Raw genomic sequence first — 12,322 nt, 5'->3', positions numbered from 1 at the left:
TTATAATAAAACGAGATATGAAAAAGATATTTTTAATTCTAAGTATCCTCTTCTTAACTGTTGAGATAAATGCGCAGGAATCCATGAGTAACACTAAGATAGATGGATTTAAGGGCGCATGGTTTACCCTCGGACAGTATTCAAAGTATGGAGATAAATATTCGGGAGGATTAGGGACATACACTGCCAAACATATACCGTTGGCTATTTATGCACCCGAAGTGGATAAAACATTTTTCGTTTATGGTGGAATCGCCGAAGGTAGATCATCAAATGCGGATATCGCTGAGAAAAAACACACCGCTAAAGATTATGGAAATTACTTATTGTGCATGGCAGCATGTTTCGATCATAAGACGAAAACGGTATCGAGGCCAACAGTAGTTCATGATAAAGGGGGAGTATACGATCCCCATGATAATCCATCTATTGCCTTAGACCCCAAAGGATATATTTGGGTTTTTGTCAGCGGTCGTGGGGTAGAACGTCCGGGTTATAAATATAGAAGTTCGGTGCCTTATTCTGTCGATAAATTTGATCTTATCAGTGAAGACGAAATGACGTATCCTCAACCGAAATATATAAAGGACAAAGGCTTTCTTCATCTTTTTACAAAATATCATGGAGCAAGGCTATTGTATTTTAATACAAGCGATAAGGAGGGTATGAAATGGACGCAAGATAAACAATTGGTAGCAATAAAGCGCAAGACAGACAAATACGCAGGACATTATCAAATCAGCGGACAGGATGGTGATAAGGTAGGGTTCTTCTATAATTGGCATCCTGATGGAGTTGGAAATCGTAGAACTAATATTTATTATATGCAAACTACCGATTTTGGTAATACATGGACAACGGTAGAGAATACTCCTCTGAATTTACCTATCACTGAAGTTAGTAATGCTACTATGGTGAAAGAGTTTTTTAGTAAAGGTGAAAATGTATATATAAAAGACATGTCATTTGACGAAAATGGGTTTCCTGTAGCTCTTTATCTTTCAGGGAAAGGTCCCGAGCCCGGACCGGATAATGGACCAAGGCAGTGGTCTACCATTCGTTGGAATGGTAAAGAGTGGATAAACAAACATATTACGACATCCAACAATAATTATGATACAGGCAGTCTTTGGATTGATGAAAAAAGATGGCTTGCGGTGATTCCATCCGAAGAAGGCCCTCAAAAATGGGGCGCTGGCGGAGAAGTAGTTATGTGGGAAAGCAAAGACAAAGGCAAAACATGGAAAAAGAAAAAACAGGTAACAAGAAGCAGTAAGAGAAACAATAATTATATAAGAAAAGTAGTAAATGGAATAGATCCATTTATGTATTTCTGGGGAGATGGAGATACCGATAAATTGAGTATATCGGAACTATACTTTGGAGATAGTAAAGGTAACGTATGGAAGTTGCCTTATAAAATGGAAAAACAAGAAATTAAGCCTCAAAGATTAAAATAAACATCTGGAAGGAAAACTCTTATATATCCAGGCTGATGTTTATAACTGTTTTATTATGATTAGTTTACTGTGATGCGCGGTAGAGTACATGTGTATAATTGCTTGTTTTTCTACCATTGTTATCATTTTAACCTCTGTGTTAGTGTTCAATATACAAAGGAATTTATAATGTGAATATTTATTAGTAAAATACATGGCCTTATTAGAAGCACTAATAGATTTTACCTAACAGATGTATACTTTTCAATTATATTATACATAATTGAGATTAATGAATAAAGGGAGGGCATCGCCCTCCCTTTTACTACGAATCTATCTCCATTTATTTAATCTTTCATATCTATTGTTTTAGGCCGTAGAACTGTTAGCTGTAACAACAATGCTAACGCAACGGCTACTATCATAATACAAAATACCAGACTCATATATCCTGCATCCAAAGCCTTACCCAATTCATTGGTAATGACAGCCCCTGCCGATATTCCAGCTAGATTAAGTAAACCATAGCCTGTAGCCCGATAACGTGATGGGACAAACTGGCAAAGAATAGGCATGTTGTTAACATCAAATATACCGAAGCCAAGACCAAACATAATAGCTCCTGTAACAATTACAAACAAACCGCTTCCATATCCTATCAGCAATAACGCAGGCAAAGTCAAAGCTAAACCAATTGCACCTGTGTATATACGCCCTTTCAGGTGTTTAGCAACCCATTTGTCTGAAATATATCCACCTAATAAAACGCCTACCAACGAAGCCAAGGCCATAGTCATGGTGGATAATGGTCCGGCCTGCGCCATATCCATATTCAATGATTCACTAAATAAGGTCGGAAGCCAGTTTTTTGTAGCCCATCCAGGTAAACTAGGGGCGGAGAAATAAAATAGGATAACCCAGAATGCAATATTACTGAATAACATACTCAACCCTTTAAAAGCTGCCGATAATTCCATTCTGAATGTCTTTTTTTCTGTTGTATTCACTTGATATGTTTTCTTTTCGCGGAGGAACAAAATCAGGACAATACTGTATATCATACCTATAATTCCAAATGTATGGAATGTGAAATGCCATGAAGTGATACTGGCCAGAGTTGCACCAAAACCACCTAAAGCCTGTCCAAGATAAATACCTGATGTGTGAACACCAATAGCTAGAGACCGTGTCTTACCCTGATGATAATCTGCAATGAGTGATAGTCCTGCCGGAACATAGAAAGCTTCGCTTATCCCCATGATGGCCCGCAGGATATAGAGGTGGTTCATATCGTGAGTAAACCCCATAGCCATAGTTACACCAGACCAGACAAACAAACTTATTACTATCAGCCATTTACGATTCATCCGGTCAGCTATCATCCCTGAGATAGGACTCATCAAAGCATATATCCAGAGAAAGATTGCCATCAAGCGCCCGAAATTGGTTGCAGAAACCAACTCGGCAATATCTTCTACCATAAATGGACGCATGGTAGAGAGCATCTGCCTGTCCAGATAGTTTAGCAAGGCTACTACCCATAACATACTTACTACCAGCCATGGGTAGGATCGTTTCTGCTGTAATTTTATCATCATTTTTTTCTCTTAATCATTACTTCCATAAAATAACAATCGTTTCACGGTCTTTCAGAGATAGCTTCCCATTTAAATAGGAGGTTTCATTCCCATATATCACCTGAGGTTTCAGATTAGTCTGATTCACTAAGGTAAGAGCAATATCAGACTGCCTGTTATTTGTTACTACCGTCAGATAACTATTGCCATTTTTTAATATTCTAAGCAAACCTCCTTTTGTGTATTCTTGAAAGTAAAATGGTTGTTTCTGCAGGTATTCTTCTAATAAGCTATTGGCTACTAATGATAAAGGTTCTGTATTGTTTGGATACGCCCCCATGCTGACCACCGCGGGCAACCAAAGAGTTTTACCCTTCCCTGTTTTATTGTTTATGGCAAACACCGAACCATTCATTTCGCCTGCTGAAACTCCGGTCAATGGCTGAAGTATCGGCTGGAATACATAACCCGGAATATCGATACCGTTAAACTTAAAGGAGATTGTTTTGTCATTCCTATAAGGGATATCTATCATTCTCCCTCCTAAAAGGTTTTCGAGAGGGAATCCTGTTTGGAATGTATTGGTTTCATATTCGTCAAAAAAACCGGTTAAACCCTCAGCTATCAAATAATTACCATCGTTCACAAATTTCTCTAGTTTCGGTACCATTTCATTTGGAACAGCAACAATATTAGATAGTATTGCAACCCTACCCACTTCTTCCGAGTCCCACTCATAGTCCCTCAGGTGACGAATATCTATCTGATATCCTTTTTCCTGCAATGCAATAAACCACATCAGCAAACTGCGCATATGCCCATGGGCATCCAGACCTCTAGCTCCGGCATTGAAACTGTTTATGTGTAAAAGTACACGCATCGATTCGGGGCTAAGTATGAGCGATATTTTGTTTTTCAAAGGTTTTGCATTTTTAAGGAAGTCCTGATTGTCAATCATTGCAGAGTTAAGGTTCTTCGTTTCAACAGATCTCTCGGTAGGTTCGTTACGAAAACCTAATAGTCCCCACTCTCCGGATTCGATACCTTGCCTTCTATAATTTAATGACCAATAAATGATCTTCTTAGCCCCTGATCCTACACCTGTCCATATCCATTGGGACAAATCTTTAGGGTCGGGACACATAGGACTCCTCCCACTCCAAATATTATTTCCTCCCTGCAATTCGCTCATCCAAAACTCACCATCCATATTCGATCCTCGCAATATTTCAGATATACCGGCGACTGCATATGCGTATTGTTCCCTTTGCAGGCTTCTCAGTTGCCACGCTGCATGCATAGACGCTCCCAGTACATTGAATATTTCCCTGTGTTTGGGAAAATCGTATAAATGTGCATATTCGAATACTCCGGCCGGATTGGTGGTTAATGGGGTGCTTTTGTCATGCTTCCGAACCTCATCGGCTATCCATTTCAGATTTTCTGTAAGGAAATCGCGATGAAACAGATACCAGTCGATGGCTGGAACAGGCCAATAGAAATAAGAACCTTTTGTCCATAAAGGGTCGAATTTTATATCCGAGAAATCTTTGTAGCTTTCAATCCATTGATTATTAACTTCTTCTATGTTTTTGTATTTGTTCTTCGCCCATTCTTGTAACCGTTTTGTTGCTAATTCCGAATCCGGCAAAAAACTTCTGGGTTCGTTCAATATCCACCAATAGCCTAATGCTTTATCTGCTTTATATCTGTTGACCGTTTTCTCTATAAATACTGCGGCTTTTTCTTTTATATATTCAGAATCGAACAGTTCGTTATACTGTGGACGACCATGAAATTTCTGATTATAAAATACAGGGCCATGTATAGCGCACAAAGTAGCTTCTATTTTAACTCCATATTTATTGGCTGCATCGAAAGCCCAGTCGTATAACGAAAAATCAAAAGTACCAGGTTGGGTTTCGATATAATTCCACATAACAAATAATCTGGCTGAATACATTTTATTTTCATCCATCAGTCGAAACCAATCATAGATCTGCTCTTTCGTTTGCCCGGGCTCTATCCAGATTTCAGCACCTATATTAGGCACAGTTTGGGAGTATGAAGTAAAGAGAGAACTGCCCAATAGTGTAAAGATTAATAATACTTTTTTTAAATTTTTCATATTTTATATGTTATCATGTTTAGTTAACTTCCTTTTTTACTAACTGTTTCATAAACATTCTATTTGCCTACCCCCATTTACTCAGAATGGTTCGAAAATGAACATTGTGAGGCTCAATTTAGAATTTAGCTCATACCGTGTAGGGTTACTTATCCGCAATGGTAATATATATCTATTACCCGCAACAAAGAAAGGATCGGCATATAGAGCCTTTCTGTTTAATATTATGTCAGCGTATCCCTCCCGGTTTCCATTTTTTATAGATATCTTTTCGGGTATGGTGTAATAGTTCGCAGGCAGTAGTTTTGCTGTTTTATAAATATTAAAATCACTAGATGCTGCAGGGTCACTACTTCTGGCAATTGCTTGTGTCAGAGAATCATTATCGATGCTTAGATTAACTTCTACCGCCTTCAATTCCTGTAACCCGCTACGGTACACTCCTACAACAACTGTTGTGTCAGACGCTATATTTTTGACAACAACAGTATAATTACAATTTGTACCTCCCGACTGTATCGTTGACTGAGAAATATACAATAGTGCATTTCCCCACTCTTTTTCGCTATCTATGTCGTCACAAGATGTAGACAATAAAGCGATCAGAGCAATCATTCCTATCTTAAAAAAGTTGATTGTTGTTTTCATAATCTGTTTACCAATTAGGATTTTGTTTTAGTATATCTGGATATTTATTAATCTCGCTTTGTGGTATCGGATACAAATTCATTTTAGAGTTGTCATAAATCCGTTTCTGGACTGTGATGTATTCATAATTGAACTCATTGCAATCAGTATCTTTTATTATTTCTACACCTTTTATCTCATCTCCTAATGTACTGCCCTTGTTCCAACGGCGTAAATCCCACATGCGGTGATCTTCAAAAGCCAGCTCAACCCTTCTTTCTCTGTAGATTGCTTCCCTGAAAGAATCTTTGTCTGTTATCGTCAGTTCAGGCAAAGCCACTCCCGTTCTTTTCCTCAAGATATTGATAGCCTGCAATGCGGAATATTTATAGTTTGGAGGAACAGTTGCAGGGCCATATGCTTCATTCATAGCTTCAGCATAATTTAAAAGAACTTCCCCATATCTGAATAATATCCATGCTTTCATGGAAACTCCCTCCGGACTGCCTGCCAAGTCGAGATTAGGGCTCAAAAACTTTTTTAAATAATAGCCTGTTGGCGATGCATTTTTTTGATCCATTCCGTCCTTTCCTCCAATGTAACTTTCTATTGTACGCCCATTCCATGAGGTATTGTTCAAAACGATTGTCATGCCTAATCTTGGGTCTATATTCTGATAAGGCGATTTTTCGTCCCAACCGGAAAGATGTTCATAAGCATCAACCAGATTCTGACTTGGAGAAACTCCGCTTTTCCCTCCGGGCGTACCGATAGGGTAATTTGCCTTTTCGAGGGTGTTAGAATTTGTATACCGATAATACATTATTATTTCAGAGCAATTGTATGACTGTGGAGCTAAAAATAGATTCTGATAATTGCTATACAATGAATATTTGTCCATGTCGATAATCTCGCGGGCAGCTTCGGCGGCAATAATCCATTTCTCACGGTTTTTTTCCGGATTGTTTTGCAGGCTGGCAGCATATAATAAAATCCGGCTTTTAAGAGCCAAAACTGCTCCTTTTGTGACCCGTCCCTGCCGTTCTGCCGAGTTTATGGACAACCAGTCTTCAACAACGTTATTTTTTATGTCATCCAATTCTTCTGTGATATAATTGACACACTCGCTAAAAGTACTGCGAGGTATCTTTGAGTTATCTTTACTATTTAGTACTTTCTTTACCAGAGGAATGCCACCATATCTTTTTACCAATTCGAAATGATAGAATGCCCTGAGAAAGCGGGTTTCATGACGATACCAATTTATATCGTCACAGTATTTCTGGTAATTGGCCTTACCTGTAGCTGTAACAGTATCGGTAGCAAGAATAGATTTGTAATCGGTAGAGTTTTCCAAAAACATGTTACATTGCCTTATAGCTTCATAGCATTGGTTGTATACGTCATCAGGATTAGAGAACTTGTTCCATATACCTAGATTGAATTTTTGAACCTGGGTGTTATATGATGCCTCTACTGCTTCGTCGGTTGTAGTTGCACGTAATGAACCTCCCATATGATAGAATCCGGCAGGTATATCCAGATAAGTATATGCCCCATTGGCTACACTTCTCATCCGGTCATAATTCACATAAACTTGCTCGGGCTTTAGTTCTGTTTCCAAATCGTTATCTAACAAGCTGTCACATCCTGTACACAACAGCACGATAAATAGGTATGATAATTTTATTACTTTATTCATAGTAGTAAGAATGTTAAAATTGGATACTTAATCCTACACTATACGATTTTGTGATAGGATAACCATATACGATTTCAGGATCATAATCTGAGATTGATGAAATTGTCAGCAAATTTGAAGCCTGTACATAAAGTCGTATTTTATTCAGGTAAGCTTTACGGCATACCTTTTCGGGGAGAGTGTAACCAAGCTCAAGATTTTGTAATCTGAGGAAAGATCCGTTCCGTTGCCAAAAGGTTGAACTTTGGTAATTATTGTCATTGTTTGCTGTCGATAGACGAGGATATTTTGCTTTTGTACGCGTATCAATACCTTGTTCAGGATAATAAGCCCATCTTTCGGTTGCTATTTCCGGTACTTGCCCATTGTTGTAAAATGCCCACACATGATTTCCTGAAAGCATAATACTACGATTCGCTTGTCCATACAAATCTGCTTTAATATCCAGACCTTTATAAGCTGCTCCCAGATAGAAACCATAATTTATTTCCGGGATAGTAGGTTTTCCTATTGCTATCATATCATTTTCGTCCACATATCCGTCTCCGTTTTGGTCCTTATACCTGATATCACCCGGTTGTACCGGCGAAAATAATTGTACCGGCGTATTCGGGTTATTTATTTCGTCATAAGACTGGAATAAACCTATCGCCTCTAATCCAAAAAATTGGTTTGCTGATTTTCCTGTCCTGTACAAATACGATTCGGGTTGGGTTACTTCAGCCTGATAGTCTATCTTATTTTTAGCGTAAGATATATTTCCTCCGATATAATAATCTACTTTCCCTAGATTATCGCTATACTCTAGAGTGAGTTCAAACCCTTTATTTGAAACCTTTCCTATGTTTTCGTACGGCAGTATGGCTCCAATAGTACTTGGGGTTGTAGAGGCATATGTAGACAAAATTCCAGTCCTTTTTTCATAGAAAACGTCAGCTGATACATCCAGTTTGTCGAACAGCCTTAGGTCAACACCCAAATCATATTTATAATTCTTTTCCCAGGTAATATCTGAGTTTCCGATACGGCCTTCTTGTAGTCCGTTTAGAGAAACATTGGCTGAAGAACCAATATTAAACTTGTCTTGCATATTGGCATAGTAGGTTTGGTATGCAAACCGGGAAATTCCGAAATGACTGTTTCCTACAATGCCGGCAGAAGTTCTGATCTTCATATAATTGAGAAAATTTATCTTTTTTGCAAAGTTTTCATTCGAAACAATCCAACCAAGCGAAACGGCCGGGAAAAATCCGAACCGTTTGTTTGGAGGCAGATTTTCGGACCCATTATAAGCAAATGAAAACTCACTCAGTATACGATTATCGAACGAATAACCGAATCGTCCGTAAAGCCCTGTATTCCGATATGGTGCATTATTACCTTCTATCTCGTAATTACTATACGTAAAACCTAATAAGCCTGATACCTCGTGCACCGAATTGAATTTAGTGCTATAGCTCGCTCCCAGATTGTATGCCGTGCGTAACGATTGTTCCCTGGTATTTTCATCTATCTGGTAGTCGGTATTGGTTCCAGCTACTTTTTCTGTCGAAATTGTCCCATCCGCACTTTTATTCATCTGGTATCTTTCATAATCTCTTTTTCTGTCATAGTTTTTTCTTGTCCAACTCACGAATGATACAGACTCGAATAATTTGAGGCCTTTGATTAATTTATCCAAATTCTGATTTAGAGTAATGCCAGTCTGTACATTTACATCATGATTAGATAATTTGCCCGACTCATACAATGTTCCCAGAGGATTTTCAGTATGTATATTATTCGCCGCCCAGGTTCCTCCCATGTTTTTTATAGGGAAAGCATTGGGCGGAGTGGAAGCAAGTAAGTCGGACATATTGCTATGGTTTGGCTTGGAGTTTTCTATTATATTTCCTCCTATACTCACGGATGCGCTCCAAAAGCTATTGATATTCAGGTCTATATTGGTCCTGAAATTGAAACGGGAGGTTTCACTCATATTCTTGAGTTCGTCTGCTTTGGCCTTACTATTCTTTCCATATAGTTTATCAAAACTCACATATCCTAGCATCACATAATATTTGGCAAAATTGTTTCCGCCGGTAAAGGAAAGCGTATTCTCTGTATATGGAACCGAAGAACGCATGACCTCATCATACCAGCTCACATTAGGATGAAAATAAGAGTCTGAGTTGTTTTTGTATAACTCCAAATCATCCTTACTATATATAGGAGACCAATAGCCTATGTCGTTGCTTATCGCTTCATTATAAAGAGATGCATAAGTATAGGAGTCTGTAAACTTCATCCTTCTGGCAGGGCTGGAGAAGCCTAGCTTGGTGTCTAATTTTACTTGCACTCTGCTATTTACTCCCCGTTTGGTTGTTATCAGAAGAACGCCATTAGCGCCTCTCATTCCGTAAATAGCCAATGCAGCTGCATCTTTCAGCACTGTCACAGACTCAATCTCTTCGGGTAATAAGTTATTTATCGTGGCTTCAAAACCGTCTACCATGACTAAAATATTGTTCGAGTTGTAAGTACTTGTACCTCGAATAAACATATCCGGAATGTCGCTGGCGGGCTCGTTCCCGTTTCTTACAATAGTTAGTCCGGCTATTTTTCCCGACAGCCTGTTGCCTAACGTGAATGTAGAAAATCCTTTCAGGTTTTCTCCTGATACTGCCGACGTAGCCTGTGTGGACTTCATCTGTTCTATTTCGCCATACCCTATCTGAATGCCCTGTTTATGGCTAAGAGGAGTCAAGATTATTATGTTGGGAACAAGGTTCACATCAATCGCTTTTTTCTGGAACAAATCATGCTCAATACTTAATGTCTGCTTCGATGTAATATCCACTCCTTGAAATTCACCCATTTCGTCAGTTCTTGTCACTTCCAGACCATCCAGTTTTACAATGGCATTAGGAACAGCTTCTCCTTTCGGATTCTTTATGATTCCACTTATCGATTGTGCATTAGCTCCGATTATTGTAATAATGGATAGCAAGCTTGCGAGCAGAATTTTATATTTTGTGTGTTTCATCATAATTCATTTAATTGTCTGGTTTCTATATTAATATCCGGGGTTCTGAACCAGATATCCTTTATTAACTTCCAGTTGTGGGAACGGATGATAAAACATCTTGTCGTTCCAATACCTGTTCTCAAAATTCTTGGTGGTATAGGTCAAATAATCGGTTTTCGTTGTATTTTGTTTCAATACAAAGCCGAGCATATTACCGCCAATTATACCGGGAGTATCCGCTATTCGCCACCTCCTTACATCATATATTCTGTGGTCTTCACCAAAAAGCTCAATGAATCTCTCTCTCTTTATCAGTTCGCCCAATTTATTCTGGGTATTATATCTCGAATCTGAAGATGAAATGGCAGGCAGGCCTGCACGTCTCCTTATTTGGTTCAACATCTCATATGCTATCGGATTATTAGCTGAGTATTCATTGATGGCTTCTGCACAGTTTAAATAAAATTCGGATAATCGGAATATGGGAAACGGCTGGTCATTAGACCCACTGAATTTATATGTAAACTTCATCATCACTGCGCATCCTTGTATATCTCCCGAATTGGCTCCGGTGATAACATAGTTCCATCCGGCATACCTGTCAGGGCACATGGCCGGCTTTTCCCCATAAATCCAGCCTATTGCTTTAAAGCGTGGCTCCATTTGCGCCATTTTTTCAGTATATTCGCTAAATGGTTTTTCTTCCCCTACTGCAGGCCATGATTGCTCTGTTCCATCAGCTTTGTAAAACTGATATAGAGCATTCACCATGATTGAACTTCCTTTGTTGAACGCGCCTAGATTCGGTAAGTAATATGTTGTGAAGCCTCCGGTATTGGAATGCCCCAATGTAGAAGTCTTATTGGCTAATATAATTTCGGTATTATCGGGTACTGATGTAGCAGTTCCATAGTCATCAAACGGATTTCCCGTATTTATCAGGCTTATGCCCCCTTTGGATGTGGCCCAGTCGATCACGGCCAGATTGGCCTTATATGCTTTTTCCCATCGGGTAACATCGTAATTCATGTAACAGAGATATTTATTATGTTCCGGATTTCCATAGTTCAATACAGGGTTCTGAGTATTAAACAGTGGACTTGCGGCGTATAATAATGTCCGTGCTTTAACAGAGAGTGCTGCGCCTTTAGTTACACGTCCGCGCCATTGAGTCGGATACTGGTCGGGAAGTATAAGCTCAGCTTCTTCACATAGGGATACAATATAATTTACACATTCATCGAAAGAACTACGTCCTATCATTAAATCATCTTCGGGACTTAATACTCTTTTCACCAGAGGGACTCCACCAAAAGTTCTTACCAATGTAAAGTATCTCAGTGCTATTAAAGTTTTACATTCTGCTTTCATCCTTTCTTTTTCTTCCTGTGGTATATCTGGTACTCTATCTACATTTTCAATAAAAGTCCAGGCTTTCCTTATTCCGCTATAGCACTTTATCATTTTGGTTTCAGAATATCGGCTTGGTGTGGTCTGAGAACCGGCTGCTGTGTAACCTACATTATTCATTTCTGTGGCAGGACATGCCCCTATCGACTGATTACATTCATCTGTCAGATTTGCCCTTATACATCTGTCAATCTGATCGTAATTATCATTGTTTGTTGATTTGTAGAGAGGTAGCCCGAAAGGCATTATCTGCTGATATGTGTCCCACAGGAACATTTCAGCTTTAGCCCTTGACGAGAATATCGTGTCCTGGTTTACGGCTGATGAAACGAGCGGCATTTCCAGAAAGTCGCCACACCTGACAAACAGAAGTGATAAGGTAAGAATTGTGGCAGTTGTTATACTTATATGTTTTATTATCTTATTCATATC

7 protein-coding genes are annotated in these 12,322 nt (G+C 38.9%); 1 reads left to right on the top strand and 6 read right to left on the bottom strand.

From position 1 onward, the window contains the following. Positions 1–17: 17 nt before the first annotated feature. A complete protein-coding gene (locus tag QZL88_RS08715) occupies positions 18–1,460 on the top strand; it encodes a BNR-4 repeat-containing protein (protein ID WP_296940168.1) in 1,443 nt (480 codons plus the stop codon). 326 nt (positions 1,461–1,786) lie between these two features. Here QZL88_RS08715 and QZL88_RS08710 read toward each other — a convergent pair whose 3' ends face one another. The 6 genes from QZL88_RS08710 to QZL88_RS08685 all read right to left on the bottom strand — a co-directional run bounded on the left by QZL88_RS08710 (position 1,787) and on the right by QZL88_RS08685 (position 12,319). After that, on the bottom strand, positions 1,787–3,037 hold the full coding sequence (locus QZL88_RS08710) for an MFS transporter (RefSeq protein WP_296940166.1): 1,251 nt from the start codon (positions 3,035–3,037) through the stop codon (positions 1,787–1,789). Positions 3,038–3,053: 16 nt separating this feature from the next. Further along, positions 3,054–5,144: a beta-galactosidase gene (locus QZL88_RS08705; protein ID WP_296940164.1), complete on the bottom strand. Its 2,091-nt coding sequence runs from the start codon at positions 5,142–5,144 to the stop codon at positions 3,054–3,056. A gap of 81 nt (positions 5,145–5,225) precedes the next feature. Further along, entirely contained in the window at positions 5,226–5,792 is a 567-nt protein-coding gene (locus QZL88_RS08700) for a DUF1735 domain-containing protein (protein WP_296940162.1), read from the bottom strand. Positions 5,793–5,799: 7 nt separating this feature from the next. Beyond that, on the bottom strand, positions 5,800–7,473 hold the full coding sequence (locus tag QZL88_RS08695; RefSeq protein ID WP_296940160.1) for a RagB/SusD family nutrient uptake outer membrane protein: 1,674 nt from the start codon (positions 7,471–7,473) through the stop codon (positions 5,800–5,802). Between the two features lie 13 nt (positions 7,474–7,486). Continuing rightward, on the bottom strand, positions 7,487–10,501 hold the full coding sequence (locus QZL88_RS08690; RefSeq protein WP_296940159.1) for a TonB-dependent receptor: 3,015 nt from the start codon (positions 10,499–10,501) through the stop codon (positions 7,487–7,489). A 27-nt stretch (positions 10,502–10,528) separates the two neighbouring features. Beyond that, positions 10,529–12,319, bottom strand: coding sequence for a RagB/SusD family nutrient uptake outer membrane protein (locus QZL88_RS08685; RefSeq protein ID WP_296940157.1), 1,791 nt, complete (start codon positions 12,317–12,319; stop codon positions 10,529–10,531). Positions 12,320–12,322 lie beyond the last annotated feature (3 nt).

The organism is uncultured Dysgonomonas sp. (assembly GCF_900079725.1).
Lineage (GTDB): Bacteria > Bacteroidota > Bacteroidia > Bacteroidales > Dysgonomonadaceae > Dysgonomonas.
The sequence above is the reverse complement of the archived record's forward strand: the minus strand, read 5'-3'. Positions and strand labels throughout refer to the sequence as shown.

Excerpts from the sequence above, each read along its gene's own strand:
- QZL88_RS08715 (WP_296940168.1), top strand. The coding sequence starts at position 18 with ATGAAAAAGATATTTTTAATTCTAAGTATCCTCTTCTTAACTGTTGAG.
- QZL88_RS08710 (WP_296940166.1), bottom strand. The coding sequence starts at position 3,037 with ATGATGATAAAATTACAGCAGAAACGATCCTACCCATGGCTGGTAGTA.
- QZL88_RS08705 (WP_296940164.1), bottom strand. The coding sequence starts at position 5,144 with ATGAAAAATTTAAAAAAAGTATTATTAATCTTTACACTATTGGGCAGT.
- QZL88_RS08700 (WP_296940162.1), bottom strand. The coding sequence starts at position 5,792 with ATGAAAACAACAATCAACTTTTTTAAGATAGGAATGATTGCTCTGATC.
- QZL88_RS08695 (WP_296940160.1), bottom strand. The coding sequence starts at position 7,473 with ATGAATAAAGTAATAAAATTATCATACCTATTTATCGTGCTGTTGTGT.
- QZL88_RS08690 (WP_296940159.1), bottom strand. The coding sequence starts at position 10,501 with ATGATGAAACACACAAAATATAAAATTCTGCTCGCAAGCTTGCTATCC.
- QZL88_RS08685 (WP_296940157.1), bottom strand. The coding sequence starts at position 12,319 with ATGAATAAGATAATAAAACATATAAGTATAACAACTGCCACAATTCTT.